The following is a 23,832-nucleotide window of genomic DNA, read 5'->3' on the forward strand; positions in this document are numbered from 1 at the left end:
TTTTATTGACTAAAAACGGTACTAATCAAAATAGTCGATGTTTTTCAGTGCCCTCAGTACAACTTGAGCATTTTTTATAAATTTATAATGTTTATTAATCTTCTAAATCGATTTGAAAACTATTTAAAAAGGCAATCGATTTTTCAATATCATAATGTAAAATTCGATCTTCTGAAACAAAAGAAACTTCATCTCTATACGATTTTACAAACATTTCAATGAATTCACTAGATTGCAAAGGTCTTCTAAATTCTAATGCTTGAGATGCATTTAACAATTCAATAGCTAAAATTCGTTCTATATTTTCAACTATACGTAATGTTTTAGTAGCTGCATTTGCGCCCATACTTACGTGATCTTCTTGTCCGTTAGATGAAACAATACTATCTATACTTGCAGGTGTTGCTAATTGTTTATTCTGACTAGCAATGCTTGCCGCGGTATATTGTGGAATCATGAAACCTGAATTCAATCCTGGATCGTTTACTAAAAATGCAGGCAAACCTCTTAAACCAGAAATCAACTGATAGGTTCTTCTTTCCGAAATACTTCCTAATTCTGACAACGCTATTCCTAAAAAGTCTAAAGCTAAAGCCAACGGTTGACCATGAAAATTTCCTCCTGAAATAATTAAATCTTCTCCCACGAAAATATTTGGATTATCGGTAACTGAATTGATTTCAGTACGAAAAACTTTCTTTACATAATCAATTGTATCCTTTGATGCACCATGCACTTGCGGAATACAACGGAACGAATACGGATCTTGAACATGCACTTTTGGTTGTGCTATAATTTCGCTGTCTTCTAATAAATCTCTAAAACGTTCAGCAGTTTGAATTTGTCCTTTATGTGGACGAATTAAGTGTATCAAATCTGTAAAAGGTTCTAATCTACCATCAAAACCTTCTAATGAAACAGCTCCGATAACATCTGCTAAATATGAAATTTTATCAGCTTTTATCAAACAATATACGCCGTAAGCACTCATAAACTGAGTTCCGTTCAACAAAGCCAACCCTTCTTTAGATTGTAAAACAATTGGTTGCCATCCCATTTTTTCTAACACTTTTGCAGAAGGTTGTCTAAAACCATCTACATATACTTCACCTTCACCTAATAAAGGCAACGATAAATGCGCTAAAGGAGCTAAATCTCCAGATGCACCTAATGAGCCTTGTGTATATATTACAGGTAAAACATCATTATTATAAAAATCAATCAAACGTTGTACCGTTACCAACTGCACACCAGAATGTCCATAGCTTAACGATTGAATTTTAAGCAACAACATGATTTTTACAATTTCATGAGGCACTTCCTCTCCTGTTCCGCAAGCGTGCGATTTTACCAAATTCTCTTGTAGTTTTGATAAATTTTCATTCGAAATCTTCACATTACATAACGAACCAAAACCGGTGTTAATTCCGTAAATTGGATCGGAGTTTGATTGCATTTTATCATCTAAATACTTTCTACATTTTTCAATGTTTACGATAGCTTCCTCTGATAATGCCAAGTGTTTTCCTTGAAAAACAATCTCGTTAATCATATCAATAGACAATAAATCTGAACTTATATAATGTGTAGTTTCCATTTGGTTAATTTTGAAAGTCCAAAATTCCGCAAACAATTGTTAAAATGCAAGATTTATCAGCATTATTAACAAAAAATAAATAGTTCTCAAATTTTATGGTAATTCTGGCTACATTTTTAAGAATTTTCAATAAATTAGCGCTCTCAAATAATACAACATCAAATCATGAAAAATACAGCGTTAACGCACATTCACGAAAGTTTAGGAGCTAAAATGGTTCCGTTTGCAGGATACAATATGCCTGTGCAATATGAAGGAGTAAATGCAGAACACGAAATCGTTAGAAATGGCGTAGGTGTTTTTGATGTTTCTCACATGGGCGAATTCTTCTTAAAAGGAGAAAATGCGTTGTCTTTGATTCAGAAAGTAACTTCAAATGATGCTTCTAAATTAGTTGATGGAAAAGCACAATATTCTTGTTTACCAAATAACGATGGAGGAATTGTTGACGATTTAATCGTTTATAAAATTGCTGATAACCATTATATGTTGGTGGTTAATGCTTCTAACATCGAAAAAGATTGGAATTGGATTTCATCGCACAATGATTTAGGTGTGGATATGCAAAACCTTTCTGAAGACTATTCGTTATTAGCTATTCAAGGACCAAAAGCTGCAGCAGCTATGCAATCATTAACTTCTATCGATTTAACGAATATGGGATATTACACATTTCAAATTGGTGAATTTGCAGGAAAAAGCGATGTAATTGTTTCAGCTACAGGTTATACCGGTTCTGGAGGATTTGAAATTTATTTTAAAAACGAAGATGCTGAATACATTTGGAACAAAGTTTTTGAAGCTGGAGCCGCTTTTGGAATCAAACCAATTGGATTAGCAGCACGCGATACCTTACGTTTAGAAATGGGATTCTGTTTATACGGTAACGACATCAACGATACGACTTCGCCTTTAGAAGCTGGTTTAGGATGGATTACTAAATTTGATAAAGAGTTTACGAATTCTGAAAACTTGAAAAAACAAAAAGAAGCGGGTGTTTCTCGTAAATTAGTTGGTTTCGAAATGGTAGAAAGAGGAATTCCGCGTCACGATTACGAAATTGCTGATGCTAACGGAAACATTGTTGGAATTGTAACTTCTGGAACGCAGTCGCCTTCTATGGGAATTGCTATTGGAATGGGATATGTTCCAACGGCTTTAGCTACACCAGATTCAGAAATTTATATAAGAATTAGAAATAAAGATATTAAAGCAAAAGTGGTTAAAATGCCGTTTTATAAAAAATAGTCAATAGCAAGGACAAGAACAAAGTCAAGTTCAATTACAAAGGCTATTTGTCAAGTCGAGCGAAGTCGAGACTTTTAAAAATATAAGTCAAATAAGTTTTCAAGTTGAATTAGATTGTGAATACAAATTCATAAAAGATTTTTTTGATTTCTGAAATTTCTTTAATCTGTTTTCCAAACAATTGAAACTTGAACTTGAATTTGAATTTGAAATTATTATTTTTGCAACCTGAAACTTTAAACCAAAAAAGAAATGGGAAGAGCGTTTGAATTTAGAAAAGCCCGTAAAATGAAACGTTGGTCAGCAATGGCAAAAACGTTTACACGTATAGGAAAAGATATTGTAATGGCCGTTAAAGAAGGCGGACCAAATCCTGAAACCAACTCACGCTTAAGAGCAGTTATTCAGAATGCGAAGGCTGCGAATATGCCTAAAGATAACGTAGAACGCGCAATTAAAAAAGCATCGGATAAAGACACGGCTAACTTTAAAGAAGTGTTGTTTGAAGGTTATGCACCTCACGGAATTGCGATTTTAATTGAAACGGCTACCGATAACAACAACAGAACCGTTGCGAATATTAGAAGTTACTTTAATAAATGTAACGGAACGTTTGGAACACAAGGTTCGGTAGAATTTATGTTTGATCATACGTGTAATTTTAGAATTCCAGCAGAAGGACAAGATGTGGAAGAATTAGAATTAGAAATGATTGATTTTGGTGTTGAAGAAATCTTTGCTGACGAAGACGGCATTTTAATGTACGCTCCTTTTGAAAGCTTTGGAACCATCCAAAAAGAATTAGAAACACGTGGATTAGAAATCTTGTCTTCTGGATTTGAAAGAATTCCACAAATAACAAAAGAATTAACACCAGAACAAGTGGCTGATGTTGAAAAACTATTAGAAAAAATTGAAGAAGACGATGACGTTATGAACGTGTATCATACGATGCAAGAAAGCGCTGAGTAATTATTTTTCTATCTTATATAGGAAATCCTTGCAAGAAATTGTGAGGATTTTTTTATATATTAGCGTTACATTTTAAAATATAATTTGAACAATAAAAATAAAATATTAATAACGAGTACTATAATTTTCTTTTTAATAGTAAATACATCCTACTATTGGAAAAGTAATCTTGGATTTATAACACTACCTATATCGTTAATATTATTTTTAATTTATTTCGTAATTTGTATTGTAACTATTCGTTATCTATATTTTGCTTTTAATGAAAGATTTAAAAACAAAGAACGTTTGTTTTCTATTGGATTACTTTTAATAGTTTTAACATTGACTTTTATTAAACCTTTTGGAATAATAGACTTTGAAAAATTTGAAAGTAAAACAATATTAATTGCAAAAAGAGAGGGAGTTGCTGGTTGTTCAATGACATTAAAACTAAAAGAAAATAAAAAATTTACAGCTAAAAGTGTTTGTTTTGGAATGACCGAAACTATTGGTAAATATGATATAAAAAATGATACAATTTATTTTTATGATGTTGAAATAGGAAGAAATGAAAACGAATTTTACAAATTTGCAGTATTAAAACCTTCAAAAATTAATCATTTTTCATTGTTATGTTTCAAAGGTAAGAATGACACAATTGGACATGGTTTAAAAGTTACACTTAACGAGTTAAAATAAAACCCGATAATGCGGAATTGCATTCCGTGCCCACAAAACAAAAGAAAAAAATGAATCTACTACTTGAACAATTAGAAAAATCTAAACAAAATAAAGAGCTATTAAATTTTACAATTTACAACGATGACTCCAAATTTTGGTGTGGTTATGTTGTTGATTATTCTGAAGATTTTGTTGCAATTCAACATTTTACAAAATTTGGTAAAAAGGATGGAATAATCATTCATCCAATAGAACAATTTGAAAGAATTGATTTTAATGACGATTACGTTAAAGCAATGGAATGCGTTATTGATTATAGCGATGAAATATACAAACCAAACCAAATAAATTTTGTTTTTCTTCAAGAAGAAAGTTTCTATGAAAGTGTATTGAAGCAACTTAAAGGAAACAAAAATGTTATCACCAGCTTTGAAATTTCAAATAATGAATATTACTCAGGTTATATTCTAGAAGTCTCTGAAACCGATTTTATTATTAATTGTGTTGGGAAAAATGGTGAAGATTTAGGAATGTCAATTTTTAAAATCGAAGATATTACAAGTGTTCAATTAGATGATGTAGACAATAGAAGAAGAAATATTTTATTCAAATGGTTAAAAGCTAAATTATAAAAAAAGCATATACCTGAAAACAAGAAATTGTAGTGCTCACAAAGCAAAATCATCAAATAAACTATAATATGATTCAAAAAAATAATAAATCAAATAATATTATTTCGAGTATTTTTTTGGGATTAGCAATAATTGGATTCCTGATTTTGTCGTTGAAATATGGTGGGAGAAGTGTTTACAAATCAAATTCAAATGATATAAGCTCTATATATCCTTTATTAGCTGGAGTTTCTTTAATTCTTCCATATTTATTTTATGTCTTACTTTATAAAAGAAAACTAAAGCATATTGGAAAAATAAAAAAAATAAGAAATGAGAATGAATTTGAAATTTTTATCTTAAATAAATCGAAAAAAACTGTAATGATTAATCATAATACTGAACTTGAGGACAACCAAGGGAGTGTTTTTAAAATAAAAAAAAATGAATTACTCATTTTCAACAATGGAATTATTTTTAAAATAGATAAAAACAACGATATAGATATTGAAGATTTTAAAAATCAAATAATTGGTTTAGGTGATGAATATTTGAAAAAATATAATGTTCCTAACTATGTAAATTGGGCATTTATTATTGCTAAACCTAATAAAGGAGACATAACTAGTTAGAAACCTTTTCACATCCGATAGTCCGGAATTTCATTCCGTGACCACAAAACAAAAAAATCCTGAGCTTTCACTCAGGATTTCTTCTATATCTAAAATCAAATTACTTGATAATTTCAATTTTTAATGCTTCTTCTTGGTTAACCGAATCAAAGAAACCTTGTTCGTTCATCCAATCATCACTAAATACTTTACTCATGTATCGTGAACCATGATCAGGGAAAATGATAACCACATTACTATTTTCATCAAACTCACCTTCTTCAGCATATTGTTTCACCGCTTGAAAAGCTGCTCCAGAAGTATATCCTACGAATAAACCTTCTTTCTTAGCTAATTCTCTAGTGGTATGAGCACTTTCTTCATCTGAAACTTTGATAAATTTATCAATGATATCAAAATCAGTTGCTGTTGGAATTAAGTTTTTACCTAAACCTTCAATGCGGTAAGGATAAATTTCAGCGTTGTCAAATTCTTTTGTTTCGTGATATTTTTTCAAAACCGAACCAAAAGCATCAACACCTAATATTTTAATGTTTGGATTTTTTTCTTTTAAGAAACGAGCTGTTCCAGAAATAGTTCCTCCAGTACCACTACACGCGACTAAGTGTGTAATTTGTCCACGAGTTTGTTCCCAAATTTCTGGTCCTGTAGACTTGTAATGTGCATCTACATTTAATTCATTGAAATACTGATTGATATAAACCGAACCTTTTGTTTCTTCATGTAATCTTTTAGCCACATTGTAATAAGAACGCTCATCATCAGCAGAAACATTTGCAGGGCAAACATATACTTTTGCTCCCATTGAACGCAACATGTCAATTTTATCTTTAGATGACTTAGAGCTAACCGCTAAAATACAATCATATCCTTTTATGATACTTACCATTGCTAAACTAAATCCAGTGTTTCCTGAAGTAGTTTCTACAATTGTATCACCAGGTTTTAAGATTCCTCTTTTTTCTGCTTCTTCAATTATATATAATGCGATTCGATCTTTTGTAGAATGTCCTGGGTTAAAGGCTTCAACTTTAGCATAGAAATTACCTGTTATATTTGCTGAAATTTTGCTCAGCTTTACTAATGGTGTATTTCCAATTAAATCTAATACACTATTATAGGCTTTTATTTCTTCTTTCATATGAAGATACTGTTTTTTTTAATGTTTCCAAAATACTATGCATTACTAGCATTTATAGTATTTTATACTTGATTTTTTGGGTTATTGGTGTTTTTGACACCACTAAAACCTTGCAAATTTAACAAAAAATATTGAACTAATTCTTAATTTTTTCTAAATCTAATAAAAATGCAAATTCTTTAGCTAATTCTTTTAAGGCTTCAAATCTTCCAGATGCACCTCCGTGACCTGCATCCATGTTTGTGTCTAAAAATAATTGCTTGTCATTTGTTTTCATAAGTCGCAATTTTGCTACCCATTTTGCAGGTTCAAAATATTGCACTTGCGAATCATGAAGTCCAGTTGAAACATACATGTTAGGATAATCTTGCTTTTTAACTTGGTCGTATGGCGAATACGAAAGCATGTAATCATACGATTCTTTTTCGTTCGGATTTCCCCATTCGTCATATTCTCCCGTTGTTAACGGAATAGTATCATCTAACATAGTAGTCACAACATCTACAAACGGAACTTGCGCAATAACTCCGTTATACAAATCTGGTGCCATATTAACAATTGCTCCCATTAGCAAACCTCCTGCAGAACCACCTTCTGCGTATAAATGTGCTGCAGATGTATATTTTTCAGCAATTACAAATTCTGAACAATCAATAAAATCAGTAAATGTGTTTATTTTTTTTAACAATTTTCCATCTTCATACCATTGTCTGCCTAAATCTTCTCCACCACGAATATGAGCTATTGCATAGATAAAACCTCTATCTAACAAACTTAAACGAGTAGATGAAAAATAAGGATCCATTGATGAACCATAAGAACCATAAGCATAAAGTAAAAGCGGATTTTTACCGTTTAACTCCATCCCTTTTCTATAAACCATAGAAATAGGAACTTTTGTGCCATCTTTAGCTGTAGCCCAAATACGTTTTTCTTCGTAATTGTTTTTATCAAATTTACCTCCTAAAACTTCATTCTCTTTTAAAACTGTTTTTTCTTTTGTACGCATGTTAAAATCAATCACAGAGGATGGCGTTGCCATTGATTGATAGGCAAATCGTAAAATTTCAGTATCAAAATCCGGATTTGTAGTAGTATAGGCTGTATAAGTTTCACTCTGAAAAGGAAGATAATAAGCTTCACCTCCATCCCAAGGACGAATTTGAATTTTATTCAAACCATTTGAACGCTCTTCAACAACTAAATAATTTTTAAAAATATCAATTCCTTCTAATAAAACATCTTTTCTATGAGGAATTAAATCTTTCCAGTTTTCAGCTGAAGTTGCTGTTTCTGGCGTTTTCATTAACTTAAAGTTAGTTGCATTATCTTTATTAGTAACTATGTAAAAATTTTCTCCAAAATGAGAAATACTGTATTCTAATCCTCTTTTACGTTTACTAAAATATCTAAAAGAACCCTTAGGATTATTAGACTCTAAAATTTGATATTCAGATGTTAACGTGCTTGTAGAACCAATAATTAAAAATTTCTTCGATTTATCTTTATAAACAAATGTGTAAAAAGTATCGTCTTTTTCATGAAACACTAATGCATCTTTAGTTACATCTGTGTTTAATTGATGTCTGTAAACCATATCAGATCGTAGTGTTTTTGGATCGTTTTTAGTATAAAAAAACGTTTTATTATCACTAGACCAAGCACAGCTTCCTGTAGTATTTTCAATTTTTTCTGGAAGAATTTCTCCTGTTTCTAAATTTTTAATTTGAATCGTGTATTGTCTTCTAGAAACTAAATCCACACCAAATGTTACCCATTTATTATCTTCACTTACCGAAATTCCACTTAAATTAAAATACGATTGCCCTTTTGCCATTTCGTTGCAGTCGAATATAATTTCTTCAGGAGCGTCTAAACTTCCTTTTTTACGAGCGTAAATAGGATAATCTTTTCCCTTTTCAAAACGAGTTATGTAGTAATAACCATTGTAAAAGTATGGAACCGATGTGTCATCTTCTTTAATACGAGATTTCATTTCTAAGAATAAATCTTCTTGAAACTGCTTCGTATGTGCAGTTGATTTTTGGTAATACTCATTCTCTTTATTCAGATAATCAATAACTTCTGGATTTTCTCTTTCGTTTAACCAATAATAGTTATCAATTCTTATATCACCATGCTTTTCTAAGGTTTTAGGAACAATCTTAGCAACGGGTGGCTGTATTTTATCAGACATTTGTTTGTTTTATTTTGACTATATAATGGAGCAAAAATAACACAACCTAATAGGAAATATAGATTTTTTTTCATGAAGTTTTACAATAATTATTAACCGCTAATTTACTATTTTTGCCGAAATAAAAAAATAAAATTATGTTTGGAGATATTATGGGTATGATGGGTAAAATAAAAGAAACCCAACAAAAAGTGGAAGCAACTAAAAAACGTTTGGATCATGTTTTAATCGATGAAAAAAGCACCGATGGATTGCTGGAAGTAACACTTACCGCAAATAGAACAATTAAAAAAATTACTTTAAGTGATGATTTACTTAATGACAAAGAAATGCTTGAAGATTATTTAATTACAGTTTTAAACAAAGCGATTGAAAAAGCTACAAATGTAAATGAAACTGAATTAGCAGCAGTGGCAAAAGAAGGCATGCCAAACATTCCTGGAATGGATATGTTTAAATAATTCCCATTCCTAAAGCAATTGCAACTAAAAGCAATAAAACCGCAACAAAAGCTTGAATAAATTTTAGGGTAACTTTCTTTAATAGTTGGTTACCCAAATACGCTCCAGTAATCGCGCAAAGCGTTGCTGAAATCAACAATACTTTATTTTCATACAACGTATAGGTTGTTATTTTAGAAGCGTAAACACTTAATCGTGTAAAATCGATAAACATGGAAACTACAATTCCTGTAGCGATGAAGCTTTCTTTTGATAAACCGGCTTTAATCAAAAATGCACTTCGTAGCGCCCCTTGGTGACCCGAAAGTCCACCAAAAAATCCGCTTAAAACACCTCCTAAAGGTAATTTATCTTTACCAAATTCCAATTTACTTAAAAACGGAATCAAATCTAAAAGCGCAAAAATTACTAATAATATCGCAATGATAAATTTCACAGGAAAAACATTTAATTGTTTTCCAAAAAGTGAATAACTAAACAAAGGTTCTAAATCGGAAATTTGTAACAATAACCACGAACCAACAAAAGCGGCAATGATTGCTGGAATTCCGAATTTCAACACAACTTCTTTGTTTGCATTTTTCCCGACTAAAAAAAACTTGAATAAATTATTAGCAAAATGAACCAATCCACACAAACCAATTGCAATGTCAATAGGAAAAAACAACATAAAAACCGGAGTCAATAAAGTTCCCAATCCAAACCCAGAAAAAAAGGTTAGAATAGCGGTTAAAAAGGCTACGATTGATATGATTATGATTTCCATAAAATTATTGTTTCAGGTTTCAGGTTTCAAGTTTCAGGTTTCAGGTTAGATTTTTTTAATTTCTATTATTTTTAAAATCTGTGTTCCGAAAAAATTAAAATTGCAATTTAGAAAACACTTCCATTACATACTCGTGCATTACTTCCTTGTAATCCAAATGCGTAACAATTCTTAGCTTTCCATGTTCCATTGAACTAATTGCAATACCTTTTTGTTTCAATTTTTCCATAAAAAGCTTTTCATCAACTGATGGTTGCAATCCAAAAATCAAAATATTGGTTTCCACAGGTTCTACATTGGCAACCCAAGGCATTTTTTCTAATAAACTGCCTAATTCTTTGGCTCTTCTGTGGTCAATTTCTAAACGACTGATGTTGTTCTGCAACGCAAATAATCCAGCTGCAGCCAAATAGCCAGATTGACGCATATTGCCCCCAAAAATCTTTCTAATACGCAAAGCACGATGCATATCTTCTTTGCTTCCTAATAAAACCGAACCTACTGGCGCTCCTAATCCTTTCGATAAACAAACCGAAATCGTATCAAACAATTCCCCAAACTGCTTCGGATGTTGTTTTTTTGCTACCAAAGCATTCCACAAACGCGCACCATCTAAATGATATTTCAAATTATGGTCGATGCAAACTTGCTTAATTTCTTGCAAAGGTTGTAAATCATAACAAGCGCCACCACCTTTATTGGTTGTATTTTCAATACTCACTAAAGAAGTCAAAGGCGCGTGATAAAATTCGGGGTCATTAATACTGTTTTTAACCAAATCAGCTGTAATCATTCCCCTATTACCATCAACTAAACAGCATGAAACTCCGCTATTAAAGGAAGCACCACCGCCTTCATAATGATAAATGTGAGAATATTTATCGCAAATTACTTGTTCACCTGGTTGTGTATGAAGTTTAATTGCCGTCTGATTTGCCATAGTACCACTCGGGAAAAACAAAGCGGCTTCCATGCCAAATAAATCCGCTAAAGTTTGCTCTAATTCATTAACTGTTGGGTCTTGTTTGTACACATCGTCTCCTACTTTTGCGTTAAACATTACATTCAACATTTCCACCGAAGGCTTCGTTACCGTATCACTTACTAAATTTATTTCCATAGAATAAAAAAGAATAACTATTTTTGTTGTGTAAAACTACAATATTTATGATAAATACAGAACAAGTCAGAGATATTATTGATCGCCTTGGTGCGTTAAGGAGGTATCTTTGACATTAATGCCAAAACGATTGAGATAACTAACGAAGAAGAAAAAACCTTTGCTCCCGATTTTTGGAACAATCCAAAAGAAGCCGAAATTATTGTAAGAAACCTACGTTCTAAAAAGAAATGGGTAGAAGATTACAATAAAGGCTTAGAATACTCTGAGGAACTTCAGATTATGATGGATTTTTACAAAGAAGGTGATGTTACCGAAGAAGAAGTAGAGACACAATACCATCAAACTTTAAGTCACATTGAAGATTTAGAATTTAGAAACATGCTTTCCGATGAAGGAGATAGCATGAGTGCTGTATTGCAAATTACTGCTGGTGCTGGTGGAACAGAAAGCTGTGACTGGGCTTCTATGTTAATGCGAATGTATTTAATGTGGGGAGAAAAACAAGGTTACAAAATTAAAGAATTAAACTTTCAAGAAGGAGAAGTTGCCGGAATTAAAACCGTAACCTTAGAATTTGAAGGTGATTTTGCTTTTGGTTATTTAAAAGGTGAAAATGGTGTACATCGTTTGGTACGAATTTCTCCTTTTGATAGTAATGCAAAACGTCATACTTCATTTGCTTCTGTTTATGTGTATCCTTTAGTAGATGATACTATTGAAATTGACATTAACCCTGCTGATATTGAAATTATTACATCTCGTTCTAGTGGAGCCGGAGGGCAAAATGTAAATAAAGTAGAAACCAAAGTGCAATTGTTTCACAAACCAACCGGAATACAAATTCAGTGTTCAGAAACACGCTCTCAGCAAGATAACCGCCAACGTGCGATGCAAATGTTAAAATCGCAATTGTACGAAATTGAACTTAAAAAGCAACAAGCACAACGTAGTGATATTGAAGCTGGAAAAATGAAAATTGAATGGGGTTCACAAATTAGAAATTATGTGATGCATCCTTACAAATTAGTAAAAGATGTTCGATCAGGACACGAATCTAGTGATGTGGAAGGCATTATGAACGGTGAAATAGATAATTTCTTAAAAGCCTATTTAATGATGATGGGACAAAAAGAAGAATAATTCAAACAAATCTAAATCTTAAAAATCCGAGTTTCTAATATTGAAATTCGGATTTTTTTATAATTTCTCAAAAAAAATATATTGTTTTTGTATATTCGATAATTATATCCAATCTAACTAAACAAATGAAACAAATAACAATCGAAGAAATCAATGAAGTAGTAAAAGGTACAATAGTTGGTTCCTCTACAACAAAAATAACTGCCCCTGAACAATTAGAAGCAGCCAATGAAACCGAAATTTCATTCATTGGAAACAAAAAATACGAAAAACTTTGGTCAACTTCTAAAGCCTGTGCAGCGATTGTAAATGAAGATATTTCAATAGAACCCGGAGAAAATAAAGCCTTTATTAAAGTAAAAAATGCCGATTTAGCAATGTCGCAAGTCTTAGCTCTTTTTGCTCCTCCTCCACCCGTTTTTAAAACGAATATTCACCCAACGGCTACTATTGATGAAACTGCAAAATTGGGTAACAATATAAAAATAGGTGCAAATTGTTATGTTGGTCCAAATGTAACAATTGGAGAAAACACTATTTTATATCCCAATGTGACTGTTTTAGACGAATGTACTATTGGTAAAAATACAACTCTATGGCCAGGAGCGGTGGTTAGAGAGCGTTGTCATATAGGTAATGATTGTATTATTCATCCGAATGCAACTATCGGAGCAGATGGATTTGGTTTTCGTCCTGATCCTGAAAAAGGATTGGTTAAAATTCCTCAAATTGGAAATGTTATCATTGGGAACAATGTAGAAATCGGAGCTAATTCAAGTGTAGATAGAGGAAAATTCAGCTCTACTATTTTAGGTGATGGCTGTAAAATTGATAATTTGGTTCAAATCGGACACAATTCTAAATTAGGAATGTTCTGTATCATGGCAGGAAACAGCGGATTAGCTGGTTCGGTAACGCTAGGAAATGGTGTAATCATTGGTGGTAGCGCTTCTATTAAAGACCATACCACTATTGGAGATGGTGCAATGATTGGAGCTGGTTCTGGAGTGGCGGCAGATGTTCCTGCTGGTAAAACAATGCTTGGATATCCAGCAATTGAAGCTAAAGATGCTTTACGTCAATGGGCAATTTTAAAAAGAATGGTAAACGATTCTAAAAAATAAATATTCGTTAAAAATTAAGACGAAATCCATCTAAAAATTCAATTTTTCGGATGGATTTTGTATTTTAGCAACCCAATAAACAACAAAAACCCAAATGGACATAAATTTCAATAAAAACGAAGATCACAACAAACTTTTACTTTCCGATTTAAAAAACCGATTCGCTAAAGTTAAATTAGGTGGCGGACCAAAACGTATCGAAAAATTACATGCTGAAGGCAAAATGACAGCACGTGAACGTATCGATTATCTTTTAGACGAAAAAGCAAAAAGCATTGAAATTGGTGCTTTTGTTGGTGATGGCATGTATAAAGAACACGGCGGTTGTCCTTCTGGTGGTGTTGTAGTGAAAATCGGATTTATTTCTGGAAAACAATGTATTGTAGTGGCAAATGATGCGACAGTGAAAGCGGGTGCTTGGTTTCCAATTACTGGAAAAAAGAACCTTCGTGCGCAAGAAATTGCCATGGAAAATCGCTTACCAATTATCTATTTAGTGGATTCGGCCGGTGTTTATTTACCGATGCAAGACGAAATTTTTCCAGATAAAGAACATTTTGGTCGTATTTTTAGAAATAATGCGATTATGAGCAGCATGGGAATTACCCAAATTGCGGCTGTAATGGGAAGTTGCGTGGCTGGTGGTGCTTATTTACCCATTATGAGCGATGAAGCCATGATTGTAGATAAAACCGGAAGTATTTTCTTAGCTGGAAGTTATTTAGTGAAAGCCGCAATCGGAGAAACCATTGATAACGAAACACTTGGAGGCGCAACAACACATTGCGAAATTTCTGGTGTGACGGATTATAAAGCCAAAGACGACAAAGATGCTTTAAATAGAATTAAAAGTATCGTAGGCAAAATTGGTGATTTTGACAAAGCAGGCTATAATCGTGTGAAAGCAGAAAAACCAGCTTTAGAACCAAAAGATATTTACGGAATTTTACCTAAATCGAGAGCTGATCAATACGACATGTATGAAATCATCAAACGATTAGTAGATAATTCAGAATTTGACGAATATAAAGGCGATTATGGAAAAACCTTAATCACAGCTTACGCTCGCATCGATGGTTGGGCAGTAGGAATTGTAGCTAACCAACGTAAAATTGTAAAAAATGCTAAAGGTGAAATGCAGTTTGGTGGTGCTATTTATTCGGATTCGGCGGATAAAGCAACCCGTTTTATTGCCAATTGTAACCAAAAGAAAATTCCATTAGTTTTTGTGCAAGACGTTACTGGATTTATGGTAGGTTCTAAATCAGAACACGGAGGAATTATCAAAGACGGAGCTAAAATGGTAAACGCGATGGCAAATACAGTTGTGCCTAAATTTACTGTTATTGTAGGAAATTCTTATGGTGCAGGAAATTATGCCATGTGTGGAAAAGCTTATGATCCAAGATTAATTTTCGCTTGGCCAAGTGCAGAATTAGCCGTTATGGGTGGAACACAAGCTGCAAAAGTGTTAGCACAAATTGAAGCTTCTTCTTTAAAAGCAAAAGGTGAAGTAATTGATGAAGTAAAAGAGGCAGCATTATTTGATAAAATAAAAGCACGTTATGACGAACAAGTTTCGCCTTATTACGCAGCTTCTCGTTTGTGGACTGACGCTATTATTGATCCATTAGAAACTAGAAATTGGATTTCTATGGGAATTGAAGCAGCCAACCACGCTCCTATTGAGAAACAATTTAATTTAGGCGTTATTCAAGTTTAATATTTTGAAAAGTAAAACTAATATTTATATGTTGACATTATTGACAAGTTTAATAATGTTCAACGTATTATATTATACATTTGAAATAATTTTTATAAAAGAAACGCCATTTGGATTTGAATTTAGATTTGAAAAAATAAAAGTCATTTTAAATTATTTTTATGAAGGTTATCATCTTGAAGCAACTTTATTAAATCTGATATTAACTCTTCTTATTAGTGTTTTTATAAGTTATTCTTTAATCAAAAATGTTTGGAACTTTTTTTATTCAAACAGCAACTAATGAAAGAATCTTTTTTTCAACCCTTCAAAACTAATATTTCAGGTATTTCTTTACCCGAAAAATTTACATTTCCTTTTTATTACGAACCGCATGAGTTAAGCGTCATTGCTTCAAATGAATTGCAAGCGTATTTAGAAATACAAACTGATTTTGAACACAATTTCGGATTAATTGAAAATCAAGAAGGTTTAGTGATTGGAAAAATGTTTGGTGTTTTAGTTTGTCAAAATCAAGTAGGAGAATTAGGCTATTTATGGGCTTTTTCTGGAAAATTGGCTGGTGTGAATCACCTTACCTACTTTGTACCGACGATTTTTGACATGTTGCACGAAGATAGTTTTTTTAGAAAAGAAGAAGAAGTTTTAAATGCGATCAATCGTCAAATTGAAATTTTAGAAAATTCAAACGAACTTCAAATCAAGAAAATTCAATTAGAAAAAACTAAAACTGAAGCTGCAACCGATATTCAAAATCAGAAAGATAAAATCAAAAGATTAAAGTTGGAACGCGATGAAAAACGAATTTCATTCACCAATTTATCTTCAACTGAAATCAAAACTCTAGAATTAGAACTATCCGAAGAAAGCAAAAAAGAGAGCATTTTACTCAAAAAAATGACGAAATATTGGAATTTTCAAATCGAAAAGATCCAAAATAAAGTCAATTTACTTTTAGACGAAATCAATCAATTAAAAGAAGAACGTCGACAAAAATCGGGTGCTTTACAACAAAAATTGTTTGCTGAATATTCGTTTTTAAACCAATTTGGTGAGCGAAAAAGTATTGGTGAAATTTTCAACAATAATCCGCCTGCTGGTGCTGGAGAATGTGCTGCTCCCAAATTATTACATTACGCTTTCGAACACAATTTGAAACCTATTTCAATGGCGGAATTTTGGTGGGGACAATCACCAAAATCGGAAATTCGAAAGCACAAACAATTTTATCCAGCTTGTAAAAGCAAATGTGAACCCATTTTATTATCGCACATGCTAAAAGGATTGGATATGGAAGCCAATCCGTTTCAAGAAAATCCAGCGGAAGGAAAAAATATTGAAGTTGTTTATGAAGATGAAATTTTAGCAGTGATAAATAAACCTGCTGAATTTTTATCGGTTCCCGGAAAAATCATATCCGATTCTGTGTATCAAAGAGTGAAAGAATTATATCCAAACGCAACTGGACCGGTAATTGTACATCGTTTAGACATGTCAACTTCGGGTTTAATGTTAATTGCTAAAGATGAAGAAACGTATGTAAAATTGCAAAGTCAATTCATTAAAAGAACTATAAAAAAGCGCTATGTAGCTTTATTAGATGGAATTTTAGAAGAAAACGAAGGCTTTATAGATTTACCGCTTCGAGTAGATTTAGATGACAGACCACGACAATTAGTTTGTTACGAACATGGAAAACCCGCGCAAACTAAATGGGAAAAAATTGAAATTAGAAATAATCAAACATTAGTTTACTTCTACCCTATCACAGGAAGAACGCATCAACTAAGAGTTCATGCTTCACATGAATTAGGGTTAAATACCCCAATTGTTGGTGATGATTTATATGGTACAAAAGGCAATCGTTTGCATTTACACGCAGAGCAATTGATTTTTGAACATCCGATTAGTAAAGAACAAATTACTTTAAAAGCTGAAATACAATTTTATAAAAAAGGATAGCTAAAAAGCTATCCTTTTACTAATAATTTAATCTTAAAATGAATTAAATTACTTCAGATAAAAAACTAACGCCATAAACTAATTTTATCTTTTCTTCTCTATTTCTATTTAATAACTTGAACATTCTGGTTCGATACATTTCCAAGTAGTTCCGTTATGAAATTGAATACAATTTAAGTCAGTATTATAAATAATCATACCTGCACTCCCTACTGGTCTATTAGCGGTAGTCATGCGTGGTATAACCAAACCCTTATTTTTTGTATCAAAAGCTATAAATCCAGAAGGAATGTTATTAGGAAAACCTGTTTTTAAAGTAGCATGTGTTCCAATTCCAAAATTTGTTTGCGTATCTGCTGTTACTAAATTAGGAGCAATTGGGGAACAACAATCCATCGCGTTATTAATTTCGATATAAAAAGATGATGCCGCATTACCGTTTCCATCCATATACAAATAATATATATTACCAACAGTTAACCCCGTTAAATTAAATTCTGCATTTGCAGTTATACCGTTAGAATAAATATTATTCACTGCGCTTACACCTCCGTTTGGAGTTAAATATGAAATATTATTAGTTGGTTGATCTTTAGGACAACCGCCTGTTGGAACAGAAAATGTTCCACTACTGCAATCACCTCCCGACCTAGAAACGATTATTGGTTGCATATCACTACTTGTTGATCCAGATGTGTTTAACATACCACTAACTGTTATATAAGAGCTTGTAGTTGAAGCGATAAAGGAATACCATCCACTGTTATTATTTGCTCCATTCCAACTGCAAGTCCCTACAGTATTTCCTGGATAATTGGGATCAGTTGCTGAATATCCATTATTTGTTCCTCGAATAACTTTTTTAGCATCTATACAAGTTGGATTTGCACAACTATTATTTAAAGTACTACCGGTCACATCATTAACTGGAGTTGGTGTTTCAAAAATCAATTCAACTTTTTCAAAAGCTACTTCTGAACTAGTTGCTTCAGCAATTTGTAATATCCAGTTTCCATTTGGATTTTCACCATTTATACTAGCAAATGAATTTGCTGTTTCAACTCTATAATAACCTATACTAAATGGCCAATAATTTTGTTTAACGCCTGTCGAATAATCGTTAATGCGCTCTAAACTTGAATCATCTCTGAATTTAATATTTAACCATTGTGAGGTTGAAGTTGAAGTAAAAGGACCAAATAATTGTATTATTGTCCCACTTGGAGAAATTAATCGAGCATAATAAGTAGATAAATTCCCTAAACAAGCTGGAGAACCTAATTGAAGATTTACTTGTTTTAATACTTTACCACTACTCGAAAGAGGATTACTTAATCCACTAACTGGTATTGTTCTTTGAAATCCAGTATATGTATTACCAGAATCCCATGTATTACAAGTAGCAACTGTAGTATTAGAAAATGTTTGAGCTAACATGCTGTTATTAATACAAATCAACAGTAAAAGAATAGTAATATTTTTCATAATTGTTGTTTTTTTAGTTAGTTCCAATAATACCAAGATTCACCATTAAAAATCGCAATTGCATTTTTTACAGTATCGTAACAAATTAAACCTGGATATGGGCTTTTTATATTTAAATGCGGAGATACTACTCTTGGAAGCATTAAAGCCTTATTTGTAGATTCTAATACCAATACACCTGAAGCTAAAGATGTAGTAGATCCAATTATCACACCCTCAGCAGTATCTACACTTGTATTAAAGTCATATGTTGTTGATGTTAAATTAGCAGTTCGAGTAAGATTAAGCCAAACCCCATTTTGTCTAACTTTAACTCTCCCATCTGTTCTATCTATAAGAAATGTTCCATTAGTTGCAGCGGCACCTGTGGGTAAACCATCTACCATAGGTAGGATAATTCCTTTATTATGTCCTAAAGGAAAATCTAAAATAGCATCAGCATGAAGCGATGTAGTTTCTATACCTACTTGTGAATAAAGTGAGTATGTGAAAACAAAAACCAGTAAAAAAAATACTTTTTTCATAATTTACCTATTTATAACATGAACATAATTAATTCACAATTAAACAATTAATACAATTTCCTATTTAAAACTTTTGTCTTTAGAACGATTTATCTTACCTCACTAATGAGAAATGTGCTTTAAACTGTTTAGCAACTCCATTTTCGGTATAATCTAATGTAAACCAATAATCTGTTGATGGCAGCAATTGCTGATTATGTGTACCATCCCAACCTTGGCTTGAATCTGTTGCACTTAATTGTTTTAACAATTTACCATAACGGTCAAAGATGTATAACTTAGCATCTGCTTGATTCAATCCAATGATATTCCATGTATCATTGATTCCATCTCCATTTGGTGTAAAATAGGTTGGATAATCTATTATCAACACCTCTTGTGTCATATAAGTACATCCTTCCGAATCAATAACTGTAACTAAATGTTCGCCAGCACTAACTCCTGTAAACACATTTGACGATTGGAACGAACCTTCATCTATTGAATACAATAACGTTCCTGAACCTCCTGTTACGTTTACTGTGATAGTTGCATTATCGCTAAAATACTCACTTTGAACTACTGTCATTACTGTAGCTGGTGTTGTCTCTGTTACCGTAGCGGTAGCACTTGCTAAAAGAGGGTCAGATGAACATCCTGTTAACCAGTTAGTCGCTATAACACTATAAGTACCTGCTGCATCTACCACCAATGTTGAATTGGTTGCTCCTGGGATGATATCTCCATTGCTGTCAAACCATTCAAAATCATAATCTACATCATTTAAACCAGTGTTTAATGTATATGTTTGATATACTTCTCCTGTTGCAGTGATACAAATGTTTCCGTCGGTTAATACTGGGCGTGGTGATGGGTTTACATTTACTCTATAATCTGTGTAACCCCCTTGACAATCTCCTAAAGTAGATCGTACTCGATAAATAACATACCCTTGTGTATTGGTTGTAGCTGTCAACACATCATTAATTGTTACAGGTGCAACTCCTGTTCCTGAATTAGCTCCTGTTACATTTACAACTGTTAATAATTCCAATGTTAACTCCGTACCTGCAATAAGTGGCGAAACATCTACTATTAAATCAGTTCCTTCTTCACTACAAATAGTTTTTACAGGAGAAGGAATTGGCAATCCTGGGTTTGGATTAACAGTTACAACTCCACTCTGTAATGTATTACCTGTACATCCATTTCGAACTGAGCTAACTTCAAAATAAATAGTTCCTGCTACTAATGGATTACTTGTAACCACTTGTAAATCAAATCCTGCAGTTGTAGAAGTCGCCGTAATTGTTCCTGAAGTAGTTCCTCCTACTATATTCACTCCATTTGTTATAGCTGTCCATGTGCAAGTTATTCCACTAATGTTACCTACAATATCAACATGAATATTTGATCCTGAACAAACCGCAGTATCAGAAACACTTACGCTCTCTATTACTGGATTAGGATTAACAGTGATAATAACCGTTTGTGGTGTTCCATAACATCCGCTTGCTCGTGGGATAATCACCATGGTAATGGTGCCTATTGCTTCTGGATTGGTAAGAGCCACTACATTGTTTATATTGGATTCATCTCCATTTGTGGTAGTGCTATAAAATCCTGAAATATTCGATACCGTTGCACTCCAGCTATAAAATGTATTTGGTACATTACTATTTAATGCAAAGTTTAATGTACTTCCATCACAAACCGTATTGGTTACAGTGTAATTTAAAACTGGAGTTACAGGCTGTGCATTAATTACGATGTTAGCAGATGCAACTGAAGTACAACTTCCATTTGATGCTGAAACAGTATAATTAGTACCTGTAACCATTCCTGAAATGGCTCCTCCAACAGCAACTGTTGGTCCTGCAGGATTGAAAACATAAGTAATCCCTGTAACATAATTCGATATACTTGAACTTCCTGATGAAGAACATGTTGGTGCAACAGATGAAATTGTAGGAGTTGCTGGAACCGTTAACTGTGCTATATTAATAAATGAAGCTGAAACTGACGATGTACAACTTCCATTTGATGCTGAAACCGTATAATTAGTACCTGTAACCATTCCTGAAATGGCTCCTCCAACAGCAACTGTTGGTCCTGCAGGATTGAAAACATAAGTAATCCCTGCAACATAATTCGATATACTTGAACTTCCTGATGCTAAACATGTTGGTGCAACAGATGAAATTGTAGGAACATTAGGAGTTGCTGGTTGAGAATTAATTGTTACAATTGTTGCTGTAGAAATACAACCTGTGGTTAAATTTTTTACAATTACATTGTATGAATTTGGAGTCAATCCAGAAAATGTTGGGCTTGACTGAAAAGTTGTTCCATTAATACTATACTCAAAATTGGCTCCTGTAGGTGAAGAAACAACAATTGTTCCAGTTCCAACTGAACATGTTGGTTGAACTGTTGCACTAGCCATTGGTGCTGTTATAGTTGGTATAGTATTTATTGTGATATTAGTTGCCGATGACGTACAACCAGTTGGGATTTTTCTGACAATTACTGAGTATGTATTTGGTACTAAACCTGAAAAAGTTGGACTTGCTTGAAAATTAATTCCATCTATACTATATAAATTACCTACGCCAGTTGGAGAAGAAATAACTATAGTACCAGTTGGAGTTGTACATGTAGGTTGAATAGTAGCACTTGCTGTTGGAGCACTTGGATTTGTACATCCATAATAATTTGAGCATAATGAACTTAAAGTACAACCAGCGCCTAAAGTTATTGTTACTTCAATAATATATTGTGCATTTGGAGTAAGGCCATACCATTCTGGATTAAAACCTGATGCAACTCCGTTAGCATTTGAAACTGATGGATTTACATTAGATGCAACATTACAAGAAGTTGATAAAGGTCTTAAAATTGCTGAACGACTTATACATAATGCAGGACTTCCATTGGCTTGTTGAATTAAGCCTACGAAACCATTTGCATCAGCTTGTACTAAATAGTAATTCTTAACAACAGTATTTGTCAATGCTGGAGACCAACTAGAGCATGAACCTGCTGGAAAATTTATTACACCATAGTTTGCAACTCCAATTATAGGGCAAGTTGGGGCAGAACATGAGCCACAATCAGCTGAAGCAGTTGAACAAGTTACTGTTTGAGGTTGAACACAAGAAACCCCATTTGCGGTTAATGTAAAAGTTACAGAATCACCAGCAGTCAAACCAGCTACAGTATAATTTGAAGGACTTGTGTGCGTAACATTTATAGGAGTTCCTCCGTTAATAGAGTATGAAATTGAAAAATTTGTCTGTCCTACATTACTGAAATCAAAAGCCAATGAAGTAGGTGTTGAATTAGCAGTATCACAAAATAATCCTAAATTACCACCAGAAGTAATTGTTACCACTATTGGTGCTCTAGGACTTTCACACCCTCCTACAGTTTGACTTACATAATATGTTATTGAACCAGCTGTTGAAGTACTTGGTGTAGGAGCTGTTGATGAAGCTGTTCCACCAGTAGCATTTGTTCCATACCAATTTAATGTACCACCAGCGCTTGGTGTAGCAGTTAAAGGAACAGCAGTTGCTCCTTGACAGTAATTAACTGGTGTAGTAACTGATGGGGCTGATGGGGCTGATGACGGAGTTACACAAGTACCTCCATTACAATTATTTGCAGCAATGGAACTAGCTAAATTTTGCACCCATGTATTTGAACCATCTTGTTGTCTACTCAAAGGATTTCCAGCACTTGGGTTTGGGCCTCCATAACGAACAATTGAAGGAGTTGTTCCATTAATTTGAAAAGGAGTTTGCAAAGTAACAGCAGGACTTCCTGAAGGTAAGCATATTCCTCCAGGTGGATTAAAATCTGATGTATTGGAGGTTAAATTTGAGATATTTGACGACCAATAAACACAGTCGATAGCCACTCCCGATGCATTATATAATGCACACCAGCCATCTGTATTCGCTAAAACAAAATTACCATTATATAAGCATCTATCAGCAGAAGTTATTGGAATATCTATATTACCAGCTGCAGAACCGGCAGCACTTGAAGAACCAATTACTACATGTCCTCCAGCTGGAATATTTGCAGCTGGAATATTTGGTATTCTAAATGTTCCACCTGTATTTATTGAACTCAAATTTTGTTTCATTGCGATAAAATATCCAGATATATTCATTGAAGAACATGAATTATTATAAATTTCAATGTATTCTTGACTATCTACATAAATTAATCCATTTGGTGGAGTTGAAACGGTTCCGGGAGGTCTAACCATTATTTCATTTAAAACTACTTGAGAATAAGAATTTAATGTAAATAGTATCGCAATTATTAAATTAAGTTTTAGAATTTGGGCTTTCATTTTATTTAATTATATTATCTTTATTTCTTAACAATTAAGAATTCACTTCTTCTGTTTTGTGCGTGTTCTTCTTCTGTACATGATTTGCAAGCTACTTTTGGTTCGCTTTCCCCAAATC

Annotated in this window: 18 protein-coding genes; 10 read left to right on the forward strand and 8 right to left on the reverse strand. The window is 32.9% G+C overall.

What is annotated here, in order from left to right; translation table 11 throughout:
* Window positions 1–94: 94 nt before the first annotated feature.
* Entirely contained in the window at window positions 95–1,597 is a 1,503-nt protein-coding gene (gene hutH, locus GFJ99_RS12665; protein WP_153209330.1) for a histidine ammonia-lyase, read from the reverse strand.
* A gap of 165 nt (window positions 1,598–1,762) precedes the next feature.
* On the opposite strand from hutH, the gene gcvT reads away from it, so the two are divergent.
* The 5 genes from gcvT (at window position 1,763) to GFJ99_RS12690 (ending at window position 5,723) form a co-directional block, all read left to right on the forward strand.
* A complete protein-coding gene (gene gcvT, locus GFJ99_RS12670; protein ID WP_153209332.1) occupies window positions 1,763–2,845 on the forward strand; it encodes a glycine cleavage system aminomethyltransferase GcvT in 1,083 nt (360 codons plus the stop codon).
* A gap of 252 nt (window positions 2,846–3,097) precedes the next feature.
* Window positions 3,098–3,817 (forward strand): YebC/PmpR family DNA-binding transcriptional regulator, encoded by a 720-nt coding sequence (locus GFJ99_RS12675; RefSeq protein WP_153209334.1) that lies wholly within the window; start codon window positions 3,098–3,100, stop codon window positions 3,815–3,817.
* A gap of 84 nt (window positions 3,818–3,901) precedes the next feature.
* A complete protein-coding gene (locus tag GFJ99_RS12680; RefSeq protein WP_153209336.1) occupies window positions 3,902–4,498 on the forward strand; it encodes a hypothetical protein in 597 nt (198 codons plus the stop codon).
* Window positions 4,499–4,548: 50 nt separating this feature from the next.
* Window positions 4,549–5,112, forward strand: a complete 564-nt coding sequence (locus GFJ99_RS12685) for a hypothetical protein (protein WP_153209338.1) — start codon at window positions 4,549–4,551, stop codon at window positions 5,110–5,112.
* Window positions 5,113–5,180: 68 nt separating this feature from the next.
* Window positions 5,181–5,723: a hypothetical protein gene (locus tag GFJ99_RS12690; RefSeq protein ID WP_153209340.1), complete on the forward strand. Its 543-nt coding sequence runs from the start codon at window positions 5,181–5,183 to the stop codon at window positions 5,721–5,723.
* Window positions 5,724–5,823: 100 nt separating this feature from the next.
* Here the strand turns inward: GFJ99_RS12690 and GFJ99_RS12695 are convergent, their stop codons facing one another.
* On the reverse strand, window positions 5,824–6,864 hold the full coding sequence (locus GFJ99_RS12695) for a PLP-dependent cysteine synthase family protein (RefSeq protein WP_153209342.1): 1,041 nt from the start codon (window positions 6,862–6,864) through the stop codon (window positions 5,824–5,826).
* 136 nt (window positions 6,865–7,000) lie between these two features.
* The gene (locus GFJ99_RS12700; protein WP_153209344.1) at window positions 7,001–9,061 is read right to left on the reverse strand and encodes a S9 family peptidase; all 2,061 of its coding nucleotides are present in this window, start codon (window positions 9,059–9,061) and stop codon (window positions 7,001–7,003) included.
* 137 nt (window positions 9,062–9,198) lie between these two features.
* Between GFJ99_RS12700 and GFJ99_RS12705 the strand changes: the two genes are divergently transcribed.
* The gene (locus GFJ99_RS12705) at window positions 9,199–9,522 is read left to right on the forward strand and encodes a YbaB/EbfC family nucleoid-associated protein (RefSeq protein ID WP_153209346.1); all 324 of its coding nucleotides are present in this window, start codon (window positions 9,199–9,201) and stop codon (window positions 9,520–9,522) included.
* Here GFJ99_RS12705 and GFJ99_RS12710 read toward each other — a convergent pair.
* Window positions 9,515–10,288 carry a sulfite exporter TauE/SafE family protein gene (locus GFJ99_RS12710; RefSeq protein ID WP_153209348.1) on the reverse strand — a complete coding sequence of 258 codons (774 nt, stop codon included), beginning with the start codon at window positions 10,286–10,288 and terminating at the stop codon, window positions 9,515–9,517. The genes GFJ99_RS12705 and GFJ99_RS12710 overlap by 8 nt on opposite strands.
* Before the next feature lie 94 nt (window positions 10,289–10,382).
* Window positions 10,383–11,408 carry a low specificity L-threonine aldolase gene (locus GFJ99_RS12715; protein WP_153209350.1) on the reverse strand — a complete coding sequence of 342 codons (1,026 nt, stop codon included), beginning with the start codon at window positions 11,406–11,408 and terminating at the stop codon, window positions 10,383–10,385.
* 47 nt (window positions 11,409–11,455) lie between these two features.
* Here GFJ99_RS12715 and prfB point away from each other — a divergent pair.
* The 4 genes from prfB to GFJ99_RS12735 all read left to right on the forward strand — a co-directional run bounded on the left by prfB (window position 11,456) and on the right by GFJ99_RS12735 (window position 17,360).
* A protein-coding gene (prfB, locus tag GFJ99_RS12720; protein ID WP_153209352.1) for a peptide chain release factor 2 occupies window positions 11,456–12,551 on the forward strand; the annotation gives its coding sequence in 2 pieces (ribosomal slippage) (window positions 11,456–11,518 and window positions 11,520–12,551; 1,095 coding nt in all).
* A gap of 125 nt (window positions 12,552–12,676) precedes the next feature.
* Entirely contained in the window at window positions 12,677–13,675 is a 999-nt protein-coding gene (gene lpxD, locus GFJ99_RS12725) for a UDP-3-O-(3-hydroxymyristoyl)glucosamine N-acyltransferase (RefSeq protein WP_153209354.1), read from the forward strand.
* A gap of 94 nt (window positions 13,676–13,769) precedes the next feature.
* Window positions 13,770–15,398: an acyl-CoA carboxylase subunit beta gene (locus tag GFJ99_RS12730; protein ID WP_153209356.1), complete on the forward strand. Its 1,629-nt coding sequence runs from the start codon at window positions 13,770–13,772 to the stop codon at window positions 15,396–15,398.
* A gap of 282 nt (window positions 15,399–15,680) precedes the next feature.
* Window positions 15,681–17,360: an RluA family pseudouridine synthase gene (locus GFJ99_RS12735; RefSeq protein ID WP_153209358.1), complete on the forward strand. Its 1,680-nt coding sequence runs from the start codon at window positions 15,681–15,683 to the stop codon at window positions 17,358–17,360.
* Between the two features lie 108 nt (window positions 17,361–17,468).
* Here the strand turns inward: GFJ99_RS12735 and GFJ99_RS12740 are convergent, their stop codons facing one another.
* The 3 genes from GFJ99_RS12740 to GFJ99_RS12750 form a co-directional block, all read right to left on the reverse strand.
* The gene (locus tag GFJ99_RS12740; protein ID WP_153209360.1) at window positions 17,469–18,845 is read right to left on the reverse strand and encodes a hypothetical protein; all 1,377 of its coding nucleotides are present in this window, start codon (window positions 18,843–18,845) and stop codon (window positions 17,469–17,471) included.
* A 17-nt stretch (window positions 18,846–18,862) separates the two neighbouring features.
* Window positions 18,863–19,369 (reverse strand): hypothetical protein, encoded by a 507-nt coding sequence (locus tag GFJ99_RS12745; RefSeq protein ID WP_153209362.1) that lies wholly within the window; start codon window positions 19,367–19,369, stop codon window positions 18,863–18,865.
* Between the two features lie 94 nt (window positions 19,370–19,463).
* Entirely contained in the window at window positions 19,464–23,714 is a 4,251-nt protein-coding gene (locus GFJ99_RS12750) for a T9SS type B sorting domain-containing protein (RefSeq protein ID WP_153209365.1), read from the reverse strand.
* Between the last annotated feature and the right edge of the window lie 118 nt (window positions 23,715–23,832).

The organism is Flavobacterium sp. LMO6 (assembly GCF_009495795.1).
GTDB lineage: Bacteria > Bacteroidota > Bacteroidia > Flavobacteriales > Flavobacteriaceae > Flavobacterium.

Coding starts and splice junctions, on each gene's coding strand:
- GFJ99_RS12675 (WP_153209334.1), top strand. CDS start 3,098: ATGGGAAGAGCGTTTGAATTTAGAAAAGCCCGTAAAATGAAACGTTGG.
- gcvT (WP_153209332.1), top strand. CDS start 1,763: ATGAAAAATACAGCGTTAACGCACATTCACGAAAGTTTAGGAGCTAAA.
- GFJ99_RS12735 (WP_153209358.1), top strand. CDS start 15,681: ATGAAAGAATCTTTTTTTCAACCCTTCAAAACTAATATTTCAGGTATT.
- GFJ99_RS12730 (WP_153209356.1), top strand. CDS start 13,770: ATGGACATAAATTTCAATAAAAACGAAGATCACAACAAACTTTTACTT.
- GFJ99_RS12685 (WP_153209338.1), top strand. CDS start 4,549: ATGAATCTACTACTTGAACAATTAGAAAAATCTAAACAAAATAAAGAG.
- GFJ99_RS12705 (WP_153209346.1), top strand. CDS start 9,199: ATGTTTGGAGATATTATGGGTATGATGGGTAAAATAAAAGAAACCCAA.
- hutH (WP_153209330.1), bottom strand. CDS start 1,597: ATGGAAACTACACATTATATAAGTTCAGATTTATTGTCTATTGATATG.
- GFJ99_RS12715 (WP_153209350.1), bottom strand. CDS start 11,408: ATGGAAATAAATTTAGTAAGTGATACGGTAACGAAGCCTTCGGTGGAA.
- GFJ99_RS12745 (WP_153209362.1), bottom strand. CDS start 19,369: ATGAAAAAAGTATTTTTTTTACTGGTTTTTGTTTTCACATACTCACTT.
- GFJ99_RS12700 (WP_153209344.1), bottom strand. CDS start 9,061: ATGTCTGATAAAATACAGCCACCCGTTGCTAAGATTGTTCCTAAAACC.
- GFJ99_RS12710 (WP_153209348.1), bottom strand. CDS start 10,288: ATGGAAATCATAATCATATCAATCGTAGCCTTTTTAACCGCTATTCTA.
- GFJ99_RS12740 (WP_153209360.1), bottom strand. CDS start 18,845: ATGAAAAATATTACTATTCTTTTACTGTTGATTTGTATTAATAACAGC.
- GFJ99_RS12690 (WP_153209340.1), top strand. CDS start 5,181: ATGATTCAAAAAAATAATAAATCAAATAATATTATTTCGAGTATTTTT.
- GFJ99_RS12750 (WP_153209365.1), bottom strand. CDS start 23,714: ATGAAAGCCCAAATTCTAAAACTTAATTTAATAATTGCGATACTATTT.
- lpxD (WP_153209354.1), top strand. CDS start 12,677: ATGAAACAAATAACAATCGAAGAAATCAATGAAGTAGTAAAAGGTACA.
- GFJ99_RS12695 (WP_153209342.1), bottom strand. CDS start 6,864: ATGAAAGAAGAAATAAAAGCCTATAATAGTGTATTAGATTTAATTGGA.